The following is a 15,680-nucleotide window of genomic DNA, read 5'->3' as shown; positions in this document are numbered from 1 at the left end:
TCTTGAAACCATTGCACATTGCAGCCCTTGTAATTGGTGTAGTAGCGCTTTTGATCGTGATCATATTCGCGACTCTCCTGGTCGTTTCAAATGCCAATTCTTCCGGGAGTTCAGGATCAGGATCCACGTCGGATGATACTCCGACCTATGTCCCGAAGGCGAACCTGCAGATCGTCACCTCGAGCATCGATCAGAGTGTTTGGGGAGATGCGACGGTAACTGTTAAGGTAACCAATACCGGGGATGCCATTGGAATGAAGACGATCCATGTCAAGATCTTGAGCGGGACTAATTCTTATGAGAACACTCTGAAGGTCACATTAGCTCCGGCTGAGACTGCAAGCTATGATATTAAGGTCGATATTCCGTTCGGGACCTCGCTCGACAGTTATGATAGGTGGCTTGAATGAGCCTATTCTAAAACACTTTCATCCATCTTTTTTCCCTGGTCTTTTTCACTTTCGGTGACCTCTTGGAGAAATATCTATCTATATTTCAATAATTCTTATGATACGTTGAAAATGACGTAAGGAAGTACGTGGCCAACCTCCCGAGTTCCAGCTAATTATGAGTCTAGAAATCCTTTCCAATTCTTTCCAGGGGGGGGGGGGGGTTCGAAAAAGTTGGAGGAGGACTAAAATGATCTGCGATGTTGAGAGTTTGGAATTTGATGATATTTTAGACGTGGAATTGAAACTGCGAGCAAAATATAGAATCGCGCTAAAAGATGGGAACTCTGAAACTGTTTGTCTTGAACTATACTTGGAAAGACTCCCTGAGATAAGCATCACGGATGAAAAAATGAAAATAATTTTGGAGGATGCTCGAAAAGAGATCAATCGTCAACTTTTACTTCAAAGTCACTCGAAATCACGACACTTACCTTCGCTATCACGACAATTCCTGGAGTTCCTTCGATCTCAAAAAAACCTATTGTATCCCCCTTCGTAGCTCCCAGTATCTCCCTGGCATCCTTGACTATTGTGATCTGATTGAACCCCTGAACTTTCGAGACACCATCTAAACGTTTTAGTTTCATTCTTATGCGCCATACCATTTACTACATTTAATTACTATTCTCATACCAATATAGATATAGTTATCTCAAAGTCTATGAGATATATTAAATACGTAGAAGCCCATTACTATGAGCAATGAAACTGATAGGAGTTCGCCAGGTCAAGGACCGTTATAACAGCCGCATACCGGCCGAAGGCCTGGATTATATTGGCTGCCAGGAAGGTGATTCCTATGAGATCCTACAGGACCCCAACAGCAAGCGCCTGATCATCCAGAAGGCCATTCGTGGAATCGGGGAGGTTTCGGCGTGAGCTCTGCTCCGCTGCCTAACCAGATAGTCATTGTAAAGTTCGGGGGGGCGGTGGATGCCACGGATGAGACCGAGCAGGAAATTGGCTCTCGAATGGATAGAGAAGTTGAGGGAACAGAACTATCCGGAGACAACCCTGAAGACCTACAAGAGCGAAATTCTACAGGCGATCAAGTTCGGAGAGTCACACAACTGGCCGGACAACCCGAAGAAGTGGGAAGCTTCCCATGCCCAAGAGTATCAAAGGCATGTGAAGAAGTATCGAACCTCGACGCAGATGGGATACATGATGGTAATGCTGCTCTTCCTAGAGCATGTGGGACTATCATGGCCGGAAAAGTTCCGGCTGCGGATCAAGGTAACGAGATCAAGAGTTCGATGGTTGGAGAAAGAACAGACTATTGCAGTGATCTCGTCATGCGAAGATCTCTGGACGAAGACCCTAATGCTGATATTGATATATACAGCACTCAGGGAAACGGAACTTTCAGAGCTGAAGTGGTCGGAGGTCGACCAGGATCATTTGACTGTTCTCGGAAAGGGATCCAAAGGTCGGCGAATAAGATTGACCAGGCAGTTCTGGGAAGCGATCGAACCTTATATGGCGTGGAGGAGGACGATAAGGAACGAATTCTTCATGCTCCATCCAGCCAGGAACGGTCATCCAGTCGGACCATATACAGACGACGGGATCTACTCCGCAATTCATTGTCATGGAAAGCGGATCGGCATATCTCTGGACGTTCACACCTTCAGGCGATCCTGCCTTCGAGATCTTTACTTCGCCGGGATGTCGCTCCCAGAGATCCAGCGATTTGCAGGTCACGAAAGGGTGGAGACCACAATTCAATATCTCGGCCTCAAAGACTCCGATTTAGACAATTCTGTGGACAAATTTCAGCCGAGGTACCATTAAGCATCGAAATTGAACCTAGTTCTTCTATCCAGTCACAAGTCGGTTTAAAAGTCTTTTACCCGAGGCCCGAGCCTATCGGCCGATCGTCGATCCAGGAGCCCCTCACGGCCAGATTCATCAGGATTATAAGCAGGCACACGCTAACCAGGCATCGTCGTGATATTGATGGAATACAAGCTCGTGATCGTGGTGCGCTGGGACCTCAAGCTGTCGGCCGGGAAGATGGCGGCGCAGGTGGCCCACGCCGCGGTCAACTGCGCCCTCGCCGCCAAGAAGAGGAGCCCCGAATGGTTCGACCGCTGGTATGCCGAGGGGCAGCGCAAGGTCGTGGTCAAGGTACCGACCCTGGATGACCTGTACGAGGTCAAGAGCAACGCTGAGGCCCTCCGGCTGGTCACGTCGCTGATCACCGACGCGGGCATGACTGAGATCCCGCCCAATACCGTGACCTGCCTGGGTATCGGCCCGGGACCGAACGACGTGCTAGACAAGGTCACCGGGCACCTCAAGCTGGTATGAGCGTGAAGCGGCACGTGCGCATCCTGGGCATCGACGATTCCCCGTTCGACTTCCGGTCCGAGAGGGCTCTGGTCGTGGGGGTGGTGGCCCGCCTGCCGATGTACATCGAGGGGATCATGCGCACCGAGGTCCAAGTGGACGGTAGCGATGCCAACGAGGCCATCTCGGCCATGGTCGGACGGTCGAGGTACCGGGAACAGCTTCGCCTCATCCTCTTCGACGGAGTGGCTGTCGGGGGTTTCAATGTCATCGACGTGGACATGATGTACCGCCGGACGGGCATCCCCTGCGCCACGGTCACCCGGGAGATGCCCGACTTCGATAAGATGGAGGCGGCCCTCCGAGCTCATTTTCCCGACTGGCAGGAGCGGCTGAGAATAATCAAGCGGAACCCTCTCTTCAAGATCGGTCCCCGCAGAAGATCATTGTTCGCTTCCATCGCCGGGATGGATGCGGAGGCCTTGGAGATGATCCTGGGGGAATGCACCGTCCAAGGCCGCCTGCCGGAGCCGCTGCGGATTGCCCACCTGATATCGAGCGCGATGGTGCGGGGCGAGTCCCACGGCCGGGCCTAGGCTTCCTGATCCAGGGACTGCTTCAGGGTCGAGCAGAACTCGGTGCCGACAGGGTCCTGGCACTCCACCATGACCTCGGTGGCGGAAGGCTTTTGCTTCCGGAGGGTGATGAACACCTTGCTGTCCGGTAGCTCCATAGTGATGACCTTTCCGTTCTTTATCACCTTGTAGCCGATCTTCTGGGTGTCGCAAACCGTCCGGATCTCAGTGGCCAGGGTGTCGCTCTCCTTGTGGAAGAACCGAATGTCGGTTCTTTCGTTCTGGGCCTTGAACCTCGAGTTGTAGGCCATCACCGCTATCAGGAGCATGGCCAGCAACGCGAACACGGCAAAGGTGAGCGGCTGCTCGGGGTCGAGGCCTTTGGTGGTGGACATGAGGGACACCCCGAAGACCGAGGCCGCCGAGATGTAGATCGTTCCCACCAGTCCGGTGGCCAGGCGCTGGGGCATGGTGTTGCGGGCCCAGCAGTCGTAGTGGAGCCGGAGGGCCATGTATGCCGGAACGACCATCAGCGCGGCGAATACCACGACGAGGACGAACAGCGGCGTGAACAGATCGTTATATATCACATAAGAGTAGAGCATCAGCGTCAGGAGCAGGGGCACAGCTACTGCCAAGCCATACTCTATAATGCGCTGTGCCTTGTTCAACCGACGGGCCGCATCCCTTTCGTCGCCCATATCCCATCCCAGTAGGGGATTGAGGCATCTCGATAAATCTCTTTCGACCCCGTTCAGAGAATCTGGATTGCTCAGGCGGTCGAGCCGCCCACTCTTCGTTGCCGGACCGCCGGAAGAGAGCCCGTTGGCGTTAATATTGGTGCGAATGTATACAATTGTGCGTTCTCCTCTCGTCCTCACCCCGGTGAGCCCCGGGGCGCCTCTCCTCCCGTCCTTTGGGCCTGGCCAGCATGTTTTTTCTCTTACCGAATAGTTTTAATATAGATGCCTAATAAGAGTAGCCTGAACGGTCTCTGAAAAACCCTTAACCCTTAAATATAACTACCATAATAAGGAGCCCGCTTCTCACAAAGAAGGTGAATCATTTGGCTAGAGGTCTTTACACGGCTAGGAAGCTCAAGGTCGACCGTCAGAAATTCAGATGGTCAGATAGCACATACAAGCGGAGAATGTTGAAGCTCCGGGAGAAGTCCGACCCCCTGGAGGGTGCGGCTCAGGCCCGTGGCATCGTACTGGAGAAGGTAGGTATCGAGGCCAAGCAACCGAACTCCGCCATCAGAAAGTGCGTCAAGGTCCAACTTATCAAGAACGGCCGTCAGATCACCGCGTTCGCTGTCGGTGACGGCGCCATCAACTTCATTGACGAGCATGACGAGGTCATGGTAGAGGGTATCGGCGGCAGGCTGGGAAGGTCCTACGGCGATATTCCTGGAGTACGTTACAAGGTCGTCCAGGTCAACAATGTCTCCCTCAACGAGCTCGTCAGGGGTCGCAAGGAGAAGCCGGTGAGGTGATATTGTGGAAGGAGAAACTCAAGCTCAAATCGCTAGCGGCGTAATGCTCTTTGGCAAGTACGAGATGACCGGGATTGGCATCAGGGACGGTGGCCTAGCCAAGTACATAGACCTCACCCCCGTCGCCATCCCCCACACTGGGGGCAAGCATGCCAACCGGTCCTTCGGAAAGTCCAAGGTCAGCATCGTCGAGCGCCTGGTGAACAACCTCATGAGGACCGAGGTGTACACTGGCAAGAAGGCAAAGTCGTTGGGAGTGGTCAAGGACGCTTTCGAGATCATCGCCAACAAGACCAAGAAGAACCCTGTGCAGGTTCTGGTGGAAGCGCTCGAGAACGCCGCTCCCCGTGAGGAGATCACTCGGCTGCAGTTCGGAGGTATTTCCGTCCCCAAGGCCGTGGACGTGGCTCCCTGCAGGAGGCTGGACATCGCCCTCAGGAACATCGCCAAGGGAACCGTGGACGCCTCCTTCAAGAACAAGAAGCCGGTAGAGGAATGCCTCGCCGACGAGCTCATCCTTGCTTCCAAGGGCGACATGAATTCGTTCTCTGTTGCCAAGAAGGAGGAGCTGGAGCGCGTTGCATCATCGGCTCGGTAATCAAGATTAACATAGGTGAAATCTTATGGGACGCAAGGAAGACAACATCGCAAGGGCCCAAGCGATCTCCAAGAATCCTGAGTTCATCAGGAACATCGGGACCGCCGCCCACATCGACCACGGAAAGACCACCTTGAGCGACAACCTCATCGCTGGCGCCGGCATGATGTCCGAGGACCTCGCCGGTAAGCAGCTACTGCTCGACTTCGATGAGCAGGAGCAGGCCCGTGGTATCACCATCAACGCCGCCAACGCCTCGATGGTTCACAAGTACAACGGCAGCGAGTACCTGATCAACCTGATCGACACTCCCGGCCACGTCGACTTCGGTGGCGACGTCACCAGGGCCATGCGCGCTCTGGATGGTTGCATTATCCTGGTCTGCGCGGTCGAGGGCATCATGCCCCAGACCGAGACCGTTATCCGGCAAGCCCTCAAGGAGCGTGTCCGCCCTGTTCTGTTCATCAACAAGGTGGATCGCCTGATCAACGAACTGAAGGTCACTCCCGAGGAGATGCAGAAGAAGTTCGTGACCATCATCACCGAGGTCAACCGCCGTATCGCCTCCCAGCTGCCTGAGCCCCTCAACAAGGAATGGCAGGTTAAGGCGGAGGACGGCACTGTTGCCTTCGGTAGCGCGTTCCATAACTGGGCGGTCAACGTCCCGTCCATGAAGAAGACCGGCATCAACTTCGCCAAGGTCTACGAGTACTGCAAGAACAACGACCAGAAGACCTTGGCCAAGAAGGCCCCGGTCCACGAGGTCCTGCTCAACATGGTTATCGAGCACGTCCCCAACCCCCTTGACGCTCAGAAGATCCGTATCCCGGTCATCTGGAAGGGCGACAAGGAGTCCGAGGTCGCGAAGACCATGCTCAACTGCGACGCCAAGGGTCCGGTCGCCCTAATGATCACCAAGATCATCGTCGACCCCCATGCTGGCGAGGTCGCCATCGGCCGTCTGTTCTCCGGCACCGTCACCAGGGGCATGGAGCTATGGGTGTCCGGAATGCCCAATCCCCAGAGGACCCAGACCATCGCCCTTAGCGTCGGCGCGGACAGGATTCCCATCGACCACATGGAAGCGGGCAACATCGTTGCCGTGGCCGGTCTGAAGGATGCCATGGCCGGTTCCACCGTAAGCTCGGACAAGGCCATGGAGCCGTTCGAGAAGATCTCCCACTACACCGAGCCGGTCGTCACCGTGGCCATCGAGGCCAAGCACATGAAGGACCTGCCCAAGCTGGTCGAGGTCCTCAGGACCGTGGCCAAGGCCGATCCCTCCATCCAGGTCGAGATCAACAACGAGACCGGCGAGCACCTGCTGTCGGGCATGGGTGAGCTGCACCTCGAGATCACCACCTACCGTATCGTCAACGATCATAAGGTCGAGATCAAGTCCTCCCCGCCCATCGTGGTGTACAGGGAGAACGTCAAGAACAAGAGCCCCGCCTTCGAGGGCAAGTCCCCGAACAAGCACAACCGCTTCTTCGTGGAGGTATCCCAGCTGGAGCAGCCCATCGTCGACGCCATCAAGAGCGGCGAACTGGTGGTCGAGGGCAAGATTAAGGATGCCAAGGAACTGGCCAGGAAGCTGCAGGACCTGGGCATGGACCGTGACGAGGCTAGGGGCGTTGTCATGTTCAAGGACAACAACGTCTTCATCGACGGTACCAAAGGTATCCAATACCTGAACGAGACCATTGAACTGTGCAAGCAGGGATTCGAGGAGGCAATGAACCTCGGACCGCTCGCCCAGGAAAAGGTCATGGGGCTGAAGGTAAAGCTCGTGGATGCCAAGCTCCACGAGGACTCCATCCACAGGGGTCCGGCGCAGGTCATCCCCGCGTTCCGGTCCGCTGTCTACGGTGCGATGTGCCTTGGTAACAGGATCCTAATGGAGCCGCTCACCAAGATCTACATCAACTGCCCTGAGTCCGTCATGGGCGACGCCCTGCGCGAGCTGCAGCAGAGGCGCGGTACCATCGAGGACATTCATCAGGAAGGCGAGGCGACGATTATCGCCGCCAAGGCGCCGGTCGCCGAGATGTTCGGATTCGCTTCCGCCATCCGCGGTGCCACCCAGGGCCGTGCCCTTTGGTCCACTGAGAACTCGGGATTCGTACCAGTCCCGAACGAAATTCAGACCAAGGTTGTAGCCGAGATCAGGACCCGGAAGGGACTGAAGCCAGAGCCGTACGACGCTGCGTACTATTCGGGCTGAGCGCTGAACAACGATTAAATACGAAAAATGGTATGGAGTAAAAACTCATATAACAGTATATAAACGTAGGAGGCAGTAAAAATGGCAGAGAAACCACACTTGAATCTAGTCTTTATCGGTCACGTTGACCACGGCAAGTCCACCTCCGTAGGCAGGATGCTTGCCGACACTGGAAACGTAGATGCGTACCTCATCGAGAAGTACAGGAAGATGGCTGAGGAGAAGGGAAAGGCGACCTTCGAATTCGCATGGGTCATGGACTCCCTGAAGGAAGAGAGGGAGAGAGGTGTCACCATCGACGTCGCCCACAAGCGGTTCAACACCGACAAGTACTACTTCACCGTCATTGACGCCCCTGGTCACCGTGACTTTGTCAAGAACATGATCACCGGTACCTCCCAGGCTGATGCCGCAGTCCTTGTCGTGGACGCTGGCGCTGGACCTCAGGCCCAGACCAAGGAGCACATCTTCCTGGCCAGGACCCTTGGCGTGAAGCAGATCATCGTTGGCCTCAACAAGATGGACGCCACCAAGCCTGCCTACTCTGAGGAGCAGTACAAGAAGGTCAAGGAAGAAGTCGGCAAGATCCTGAAGTCCATCGGATTCAAGCTCGACGAGGTCCCCTTCATCCCCTACTCCGCTTTCAAGGGCGACAACGCCACCAAGCCGTCCGCCAACATGCCCTGGTACAAGGGGCCCACCCTGCTGGATGCGCTGAACAACCTGAAGGAGCCCGCAAAGGCCACCAACCTGGCGCTCAGGCTGCCTATCCAGGATGTATACACCATCACCGGTATCGGCACCGTCCCTGTGGGCCGTGTCGAGTGCGGTGTGCTGAAGCCTGAGACCAAGGTCATGTTCGAGCCCGCCCACGTCGTCGGTGAAGTCAAGAGCGTGGAGATGCACCACGAGCAGCTTCCCGCTGCCTACCCCGGTGACAACGTCGGCTTCAACGTCCGTGGCATCGCCAAGAATGATGTCAAGCGCGGCGATGTGGCCGGTCCGGTCGACAACCCGCCCTCGGTGGCTAAGACCTTCACCGCCCAGATCATGGTCCTGAACCACCCCTCGGTCATTACTGTCGGGTACACCCCCGTCTTCCACATCCACACCGCTCAGGTGGCCTGCACCTTCCTGGAGCTCCAGAAGAAGCTGGACCCCGCGACCGGTGCCGTCAAGGAGGAGAACCCCCAGTTCCTGAAGACCGGTGACGCTGCGATCGTCAAGATCCAGCCCTCCAGGCCGATGGTCATCGAGAAGGCCAAGGAGTTCCCCCAGCTCGGCAGGTTCGCTATCAGGGATATGGGCCAGACCGTTGCTGCAGGTATCTGCCTGGACGTCGAGAAGAGGGTAATGTAAACCCCTTCCTCCCAAATTTTTGGGGGACTAATCTATGGCACAGAGAGCAAGAATATCGCTGAGCGGCACTGACCCCAAGAAGGTCGACAGTGTCTGCGGACAGATCAAGTCGATCTCCCAGAGGACCGGTGTCGCCATCCGCGGACCTATCCCCCTGCCCACCAAGCGCTTGGTGGTCCCGGTGAGGAAGAGCCCCGACGGAGAGGGCTCGGAAACCTGGGACAGGTGGGAGATGAGGATCCACAAGCGTCTTATTGATCTAGACGCTGACGAGCGTGCACTGCGCCAGCTCATGAGGATCCAGGTCCCTGACGGCGTCAATATCGAGATCGTCCTCAGGTCCTAAGCGGCGAAACCCCTTCTGAAACGATTTACCCACCAATTTTCTTTTTGTTTCATTCACTCGTTTGCTCGTGTTCCTTCGTTCGAAAGCATAGAAACATTTTCTATCCTGAGTCGTATCATGCTCCGATAAGATGCGGAGTGATCAGGTCAAGAAGGGACTGGACAAGGCCCCGAGCAGGAGCCTTCTGCGAGCTTCAGGTGTGACTTCCGAGGACATGGACAAGCCGTTCATCGGGATCGCCAACTCCTGGAACGAGATCGTCCCCGGGCACGTCCACCTCAACAAGCTGGTGGATGAGGTCAAGCGGGGGATCGTGGAGGCCGGGGGTGTGCCCTTCGTCTTCGGAGTGCCGGCGGTGTGCGACGGCATCACCATGGGCCATTCGGGCATGCGGTTCTCTCTCCCTTCCCGAGAGACCATCGCCGATTGCGTGGAGATCATGGACAATGCTCACATGTTCGACGGGTGGGTCGGGATAACCAACTGCGACAAGGTCACCCCGGGCATGCTGATGGCCGCCGGCCGCCTCAACATCCCGGCGATCATGGTCACCGGGGGAGCGATGGAAGCGGGTACTCTGGACGGGCGGGAGATCGACCTCCAGGACATCTTCGAGGCGCTGGGGGAGCACGCCGCCGGAAAGAGGACCGCGGACGAGGTCATGAGGGTCGAGTGCGCTGCCTGTCCGGGAGAGGGCTCCTGCTCCGGCCTGTTCACGGCCAACACCATGGCCTGCTTGACCGAGGCCATGGGGATGAGCCTGGTGGGCTGCGGCACGTCGCTCGCCATCAGCAAGAAGAAGCGGGAGATCGCCCGCGCCACCGGCCGCCGCATCGTGGAGCTCGTCCGCGACAACGTGACGCCTCGGAGCATAGTCACCGAGGCCTCGATGCTCAACGCCATCAAGGTTGACATGTCCATCGGCGGGTCGACCAACACCGCCCTCCACCTGCCGGCCATCGCCCACGAGTTCGGCATCGAGATCGATCTGCGCACCTTTGATGAGCTGTCGCGGCAGGTGAAGCATATCACCTCCATCCGTCCTTCCGGCCCCTATCACATCGCTGACCTGGAGCGCGCCGGGGGCATCCCCGCGATCCTCAAGCGGCTCAAGGGTCAGCTGTCCAACGAGGACACCGCCTCGGGCAGGAAGCTCTACGAGATCGCGGATGAAGCAGTCATCGCCGACGAGGAAGTGATTCGTCCCTTTAGCCGTCCGTTCCACGAGCAGGGGGGGATCGCCGTGCTATACGGCAACCTCGCCCCGGAGGGCTCGGTGGTGAAGCAGGCCGCGGTCTCGGAGAAGATGATGCACTTCGCCGGGAGAGCGAGGGTGTTCGACTCGGAGGCTCAGGCCATGGAAGCCATCATGGCCGGCAGGATTGTCAAGGGTGACGTTGTCGTTATTCGCTACGAGGGGCCGAAGGGCGGTCCGGGCATGGCAGAGATGCTCTCCCCCACCTCCCTCATCTCCGGTATGGGCCTGTCCAACGACGTCGCGCTGATCACCGACGGCCGGTTCTCCGGGGCCACCCGGGGGCCGTGCATCGGTCACGTGTCCCCGGAGGCTTATGCCAAGGGTCCGATCGCCGCGGTGAGGGAAGGCGACGCAATAACCATCGATATACCCGGCCGCAAGCTGCAGCTCGAGATCACCGATCGGGAGATGGAATGCCGGCTCAAGGAGGTGCGGATCGTCGATCGTCCGGTGACCGGCATCCTGGCCAAGTACCGCAAGCTGGTGGGGAGCGGGGCCCAGGGCGCCGTGCTGAAGTGAGGTCGCCCCGACCATCGGAGAACGACCGGCCTCGTGGTCCGCGCCGGTTCACGGCTTAGTCCGTGAATGTACCACCGAGGTCGCTATCTTTTTTCCATATTACCTTTGCACGCTATGCTGGGTACATGGGAACCTATTTATCCGAAATGGCGCTACGAGGGAGACAAGGGCGGATAGATCAGCTCGGAAGATCGCGTGATTTGCAATCACGAGGCCCCGGGTTCAAATCCCGGTCCGTCCACCATTACACTGGCTAACTTCAAAAATGCCCGTTTTAGGGCAAATCACATTTTTCTGATACTAGCGGTATTGTTCCATTGCTCGGTTCATATCGTCCCTATCAAGCCCTAGATAGTGCATTGTAACCTTCGTGTCCGAATGCCTCAATACCCTAGCTATCTCCTCGATAGGGACTCCTGCCCGATGCATCATTCTGCCGCCCGTTCGCCTTAGGTCATGGTTGGAGATCTCCATTCCTAGGGTCCGGCCAAAGTTCTTTAGAAATGAGTCAATGGCCGTTTTCTTGTATGCGTGAAGTTACCCGTTCCGTTCTTAGATAAAGAGATTGTCGGGCGCAACAACCAAGGGTTGTTTCCTGAGCGCCTTCTGAACCTCTTTCTCTCGAACCTCGGTAAGATGTTTCTCTAATATGGCAGCAGTTCTGGATGCCAAGCGATGTCGGCATGTTTCCCTCCATACCTGCCCTTTTCATGGACATGGATGAAGGATTTCTGCCAGTTTTGAAATCGCTTACCTTTAGCCTTAGGAGTTCAATCCTGTCCGTCATAAGATCCAGCTCACAATGAATTATCATCTTGGCAATGCCAGTAGCATTGAGCTTCAGGCTCAGGGCTTCGTCATCGCTTAGCCATTTGATATTAGGCGAATCCAGATTGCCATAGCTCAGTCTAATGCACCTTACCTCGTTGTTTCCCGCTCATCTCAGGAATTTAAAGAGGCGTTTTATCTGGTTAGATCGGTAGTTGCTTGACTGCCCTTCTAAGAAATCGTCCTTGAGGTAATCCAGCTCCTTTCGGCAAATTCGCGAGGATTCACCGTCATTTTTGCATCCCTCAAGGCTCCAAACATGTAAACCAAGGTCCGGCGGAGTCGTTGATGGTCTCCGGGCTTCTCTGTCCAGATTCTAGTTCCTTTAGATAGTCCTCTATCTCGTCCTCGAGGAGCCTCCATACTCTAGGCATCTTAGCTCCTCTGAAGGGAACAATGGGCAGAGATAGACGTAAATTTATCGAACGATTCCGAAGCCCCGTCTCGGGCATCGGTAAGCGATTTAACTGGCATCATTCTGGGAATCCACCCGGTTTTGTACCCTAGCCCTACGGATCCTCTGCTTGACAGTTTGATGACTGATGCCCAATCTCTCCCCGATCTGCCGAAGGGAAGGCCTTGGGCTCGAAGCCTCTCCATTTTTTCGGTGAGCTCGTGCTTAGGCGGTTTCCCTAGCTTCCTGCCCTCCGCCCGGGCTCTAGCGAGTCCGCCTTAGTCCCTTCCCTATCAAGTCCAACTCGAGCTCTGCGACCGCCCCAAGGACTGTCAAAAGGAGTCTTCCAGCAGGGGCTTTTGGTGTCCATTTCCTGATCCATACAGACCAGGGCCACTTTGAAACTGTCGAGGTTCTCTATGATACCCAATAGCTGCTTTCCCGATCGGGCTAATCGGTCCAACCTGACAATTAGAACGGCATCGAAGTGTCGAGCTCTGCCCTCACGGAGCATCCTCTCTAGGCTGGGCTTTAGGGCTCTCCCGCTGATATATTGGGGATAAAAAAAGGAAAAGAAGATGGTTTGGTATTTTCATCGCAGCCTCCATCTAGAGTCTGTCAGCCTGAGCTTCCGCAAGTCTGAGCATAATTGACTGGCATTCGTTAACGTCTCCCACTCCCAACATCTTCACCATGTAGACGCCCTTGTGGAAGAAAACCCAACAGCCCGTCAGCGGTGTTGGCGAGTTGCTTGTGAACATTACTCCTCCATCACCAATAGAGTCTAGGGATGTTTGGTTCCAGAAACTGCTATTCTGAAATGAATTCGGGGATATGGCCTCGAGGTATTGCTCCTTTGCCTGTTCCGCGGAATGCATCTCCGCCACTATGATCGTACACGAACTGTGTCCTGTGGCGTTCTCGAGTTCCATGCAGGACAGCGCCGTATTTTTCGCCCCATCCAGCGAATAGGTTATGTTCCGCAGATCTAGCGTGGTCTGAGTCCAATCGCCATGAAGACCCGGTATCAATTCCATGTCTTGCGCTTTGAGAATGACATTCTTCGGAGGCGGATCGAAGACGCCAGCTACCGCCGCCCCTGAGATGATAATAGCAGCTACAATGCCTACAATCGCTATCACTAAATGAATCCGTTTCATCCAATTCCCCATCTTGAATGAGGTTGGGAGATAAATAACACTTTTATAAATAAAAGAAAATGAAGGGTTTTTATTTACTTTTCATAACTTCAGGGCGATTTGCCCGATTTGGGGTATTTTGAGGACCTACACAGTAACTTTCTCGTTCAGAAATCCCGGTCCATCCACTATTTTACAGACCTTTCCAGAATTGCCCTTTTAGGGCAGGCTGGAATATAATTAACTGATTTGAGGGACGCTGTTCCAGTGTGGGTGGATTCCTCGGTCGCTATTCCTCGCTGACGATGGATGCCAGGACTACAGCCTCATCGAGCCTGAGGACGCTATTGAGTGACCATCGGAGCTCGATCCCATGACGCAGATAGTATCAGGACTTAGTGGCAAGAGAGTGTCTTTGAGCGATGTCTCGTTCAAGCTTAGGGCAGAGCATGGCCGCTGCGATTCCCCTTCGATCGTCGTCCATTCGCGCCATGAGCATGATCGAGAGGAGCAGAGTCTGCACCTTCGCGTAGTCATTGGCCAGTGCGAGCGAGGTGTATCTCCTCGGTAGTTTTCGCAATCTCCTCGCATACAATGAACGACACACCCATGGTGTGCAGGAAGCAAACGTCGCTCCGATTATTCTGAAGATAACCATAAAGTTTGGTTCTGCTATATTCAAATCGGGGAAGCATGAATAGGAAATTGATATTGATAGCTGTCGCCATTGTAGCAATTGTTCTGGTTAGCATGACTCTATTCCAATCCACGCCTATCAGGACGCCATCTGAGAAAGCAGTTCTCATCGTCTCGGATTTGCATGAAAAAGGGTGGAAGCAAAACGTCATTTATGGTCCAGCTATGAACTATGTAGTATCTGATGACTCATGCACGTCATCGATGGAATGGACAAACTCAACCGGAATGCAAGCGGCGATTGTTATCGATCTATACCATTTCAATTCGACCGAAGCAGCTCGAGTAATATTCGGCTCCATACTCTCTGGATTCGAAAATAATACATCTAGAAACGTTGCTTTGATAGCAGCCGGCGATGCGGCGTTTATGCTGGATGATATGCACACAATACTCGATGTCGATCAATGTCAGAATATCTATGTCGTCAAAGGCAGTTATTTGGCAATCATGCAGTTCGGCTGGAACAATTCATTCGGATGGACCAGTTCGAACATTACTCAGGTTGCACAAATACAGGCTGAGAAGATGGTTTAAAAATGAAGATATTGACGCCAGGAATTCAACTGACCATAATTAAAATCATCCGGGGAAGCGGAAGGAATCGGAGAATTGTTTAACCAGCCATGTCTACGGAAGTGATATGATCTGCGTGCTAATGTATGCTGAATGCTTCCTATCGCTTAAAGGCGTAATCTATTCAATAGGTTCTGAATGTATGGTTTTTATTTGATTGTAATCGGATACATCGTTCGGGGAAGTTAATGCCAGAGTCAAAATTAGATGAATTAAAATAATCCGATGAGGAAAAAGTAAGAACGGAAACGAAGAACCCATTTACCACCACCAAAGAAAAAAAGACTCGAAAACTCTGGCTCGCCACTCTAGCCATTGTCGCCGTGGTAATTGTTGCAATCGCCGCTGTCATCGCTTTCCGGTATATTCTAAACGGAACTCATATCGATGGATACTCAGCAAGACTGACTCTTGACGGACATACGGCCAATGTGACCTACAGCGTCACTCTGGTCAATGGCAGATCGGCAGATCAGACGGTGGAACTACACTGCATCAGCTACATCGGAAACAGCTCCTCATGGGGGAATTGGACAGGAGACTACGCTGTCATCACTGTACCAGCAGGGCAGACCATCGTGGCCGACATCACTTTCGATACATCTCTACCTGAGACATTCTTCATTGGTAATTCGGATCCACCTAAGTTATTGGGCTACACTTGTGAAATTGTTGAGAATACACATTGTCCCACGAATATCTGACGCTCAGTATTGTGCGGAAGATCACATAGGATGGGCTGACCGACTGGGTCATCTGGAATATCTAGACGAAGGGCCCGATGCTCGGCGCATAGGGCGTCTAACCCACCATAGCGACGCCGGGGGATCATGTCGGGATCGTAAAGAAGAACGTCGTCCCCTTGCCCGGTTCGCTCTCGAACCATATTCTGCCGCCGTGACGCTCCACGATCTTCTTGCATATCGCCA

General features: G+C 54.4%; 15 protein-coding genes and 1 tRNA gene. 13 read left to right on the top strand and 3 right to left on the bottom strand.

Features of this window, described 5'->3' with window-relative positions:
• Positions 1-2: 2 nt before the first annotated feature.
• Complete coding sequence (locus SA339_08275; protein MDW5563208.1) at positions 3-410, top strand: hypothetical protein; 408 nt, start codon at positions 3-5, stop codon at positions 408-410.
• Positions 411-835: 425 nt separating this feature from the next.
• On the opposite strand, the gene SA339_08270 is transcribed toward SA339_08275, so the two are convergent.
• Positions 836-1,057 (bottom strand): hypothetical protein, encoded by a 222-nt coding sequence (locus SA339_08270; protein ID MDW5563207.1) that lies wholly within the window; start codon positions 1,055-1,057, stop codon positions 836-838.
• A 97-nt stretch (positions 1,058-1,154) separates the two neighbouring features.
• Between SA339_08270 and SA339_08265 the strand changes: the two genes are divergently transcribed.
• From SA339_08265 to SA339_08250, 4 genes are all read left to right on the top strand, one after another.
• Complete coding sequence (locus tag SA339_08265) at positions 1,155-1,331, top strand: hypothetical protein (protein ID MDW5563206.1); 177 nt, start codon at positions 1,155-1,157, stop codon at positions 1,329-1,331.
• 63 nt (positions 1,332-1,394) lie between these two features.
• Entirely contained in the window at positions 1,395-2,246 is an 852-nt protein-coding gene (locus tag SA339_08260) for a site-specific integrase (protein MDW5563205.1), read from the top strand.
• A gap of 165 nt (positions 2,247-2,411) precedes the next feature.
• Positions 2,412-2,765, top strand: a complete 354-nt coding sequence (gene pth2, locus SA339_08255; GenBank protein MDW5563204.1) for a peptidyl-tRNA hydrolase Pth2 — start codon at positions 2,412-2,414, stop codon at positions 2,763-2,765.
• Positions 2,762-3,340 carry a DUF99 family protein gene (locus SA339_08250; protein ID MDW5563203.1) on the top strand — a complete coding sequence of 193 codons (579 nt, stop codon included), beginning with the start codon at positions 2,762-2,764 and terminating at the stop codon, positions 3,338-3,340. Before pth2 ends, SA339_08250 begins: the two co-directional genes overlap by 4 nt.
• Here the strand turns inward: SA339_08250 and SA339_08245 are convergent.
• The gene (locus tag SA339_08245) at positions 3,337-4,020 is read right to left on the bottom strand and encodes a hypothetical protein (GenBank protein MDW5563202.1); all 684 of its coding nucleotides are present in this window, start codon (positions 4,018-4,020) and stop codon (positions 3,337-3,339) included. The genes SA339_08250 and SA339_08245 overlap by 4 nt on opposite strands.
• A 365-nt stretch (positions 4,021-4,385) precedes the next feature.
• Between SA339_08245 and SA339_08240 the strand changes: the two genes are divergently transcribed.
• From SA339_08240 to SA339_08210, 7 genes are all read left to right on the top strand, one after another.
• On the top strand, positions 4,386-4,814 hold the full coding sequence (locus tag SA339_08240) for a 30S ribosomal protein S12 (GenBank protein ID MDW5563201.1): 429 nt from the start codon (positions 4,386-4,388) through the stop codon (positions 4,812-4,814).
• 4 nt (positions 4,815-4,818) lie between these two features.
• Complete coding sequence (locus SA339_08235; protein MDW5563200.1) at positions 4,819-5,412, top strand: 30S ribosomal protein S7; 594 nt, start codon at positions 4,819-4,821, stop codon at positions 5,410-5,412.
• A 25-nt stretch (positions 5,413-5,437) separates the two neighbouring features.
• On the top strand, positions 5,438-7,636 hold the full coding sequence (locus SA339_08230) for an elongation factor EF-2 (protein MDW5563199.1): 2,199 nt from the start codon (positions 5,438-5,440) through the stop codon (positions 7,634-7,636).
• A gap of 81 nt (positions 7,637-7,717) precedes the next feature.
• Positions 7,718-8,995, top strand: coding sequence for a translation elongation factor EF-1 subunit alpha (gene tuf, locus SA339_08225; GenBank protein ID MDW5563198.1), 1,278 nt, complete (start codon positions 7,718-7,720; stop codon positions 8,993-8,995).
• A gap of 34 nt (positions 8,996-9,029) precedes the next feature.
• On the top strand, positions 9,030-9,341 hold the full coding sequence (gene rpsJ, locus SA339_08220) for a 30S ribosomal protein S10 (protein ID MDW5563197.1): 312 nt from the start codon (positions 9,030-9,032) through the stop codon (positions 9,339-9,341).
• Between the two features lie 130 nt (positions 9,342-9,471).
• The gene (gene ilvD, locus SA339_08215) at positions 9,472-11,118 is read left to right on the top strand and encodes a dihydroxy-acid dehydratase (protein MDW5563196.1); all 1,647 of its coding nucleotides are present in this window, start codon (positions 9,472-9,474) and stop codon (positions 11,116-11,118) included.
• 167 nt (positions 11,119-11,285) lie between these two features.
• Positions 11,286-11,362 (top strand) — tRNA-Ala (locus SA339_08210).
• Between the two features lie 1,586 nt (positions 11,363-12,948).
• Here SA339_08210 and SA339_08205 read toward each other — a convergent pair.
• Positions 12,949-13,500: a hypothetical protein gene (locus SA339_08205; GenBank protein MDW5563195.1), complete on the bottom strand. Its 552-nt coding sequence runs from the start codon at positions 13,498-13,500 to the stop codon at positions 12,949-12,951.
• 672 nt (positions 13,501-14,172) lie between these two features.
• Here SA339_08205 and SA339_08200 point away from each other — a divergent pair.
• Positions 14,173-14,712 (top strand): hypothetical protein, encoded by a 540-nt coding sequence (locus SA339_08200; GenBank protein MDW5563194.1) that lies wholly within the window; start codon positions 14,173-14,175, stop codon positions 14,710-14,712.
• Positions 14,713-15,680 lie beyond the last annotated feature (968 nt).

Source organism: Methanomassiliicoccus sp. (genome assembly GCA_033485155.1).
Lineage (GTDB): Archaea > Thermoplasmatota > Thermoplasmata > Methanomassiliicoccales > Methanomassiliicoccaceae > UBA6.
Note: the sequence above shows the minus strand (reverse complement) of the source record. Positions and strands in the feature narration are given on the sequence as shown.

Coding starts and splice junctions, on each gene's coding strand:
- SA339_08270 (MDW5563207.1), bottom strand. CDS start 1,057: ATGGTATGGCGCATAAGAATGAAACTAAAACGTTTAGATGGTGTCTCG.
- SA339_08265 (MDW5563206.1), top strand. CDS start 1,155: ATGAAACTGATAGGAGTTCGCCAGGTCAAGGACCGTTATAACAGCCGC.
- SA339_08260 (MDW5563205.1), top strand. CDS start 1,395: ATGAGACCGAGCAGGAAATTGGCTCTCGAATGGATAGAGAAGTTGAGG.
- pth2 (MDW5563204.1), top strand. CDS start 2,412: ATGGAATACAAGCTCGTGATCGTGGTGCGCTGGGACCTCAAGCTGTCG.
- SA339_08250 (MDW5563203.1), top strand. CDS start 2,762: ATGAGCGTGAAGCGGCACGTGCGCATCCTGGGCATCGACGATTCCCCG.
- SA339_08245 (MDW5563202.1), bottom strand. CDS start 4,020: ATGGGCGACGAAAGGGATGCGGCCCGTCGGTTGAACAAGGCACAGCGC.
- SA339_08230 (MDW5563199.1), top strand. CDS start 5,438: ATGGGACGCAAGGAAGACAACATCGCAAGGGCCCAAGCGATCTCCAAG.
- tuf (MDW5563198.1), top strand. CDS start 7,718: ATGGCAGAGAAACCACACTTGAATCTAGTCTTTATCGGTCACGTTGAC.
- rpsJ (MDW5563197.1), top strand. CDS start 9,030: ATGGCACAGAGAGCAAGAATATCGCTGAGCGGCACTGACCCCAAGAAG.
- ilvD (MDW5563196.1), top strand. CDS start 9,472: ATGCGGAGTGATCAGGTCAAGAAGGGACTGGACAAGGCCCCGAGCAGG.
- SA339_08205 (MDW5563195.1), bottom strand. CDS start 13,500: ATGAAACGGATTCATTTAGTGATAGCGATTGTAGGCATTGTAGCTGCT.
- SA339_08200 (MDW5563194.1), top strand. CDS start 14,173: ATGAATAGGAAATTGATATTGATAGCTGTCGCCATTGTAGCAATTGTT.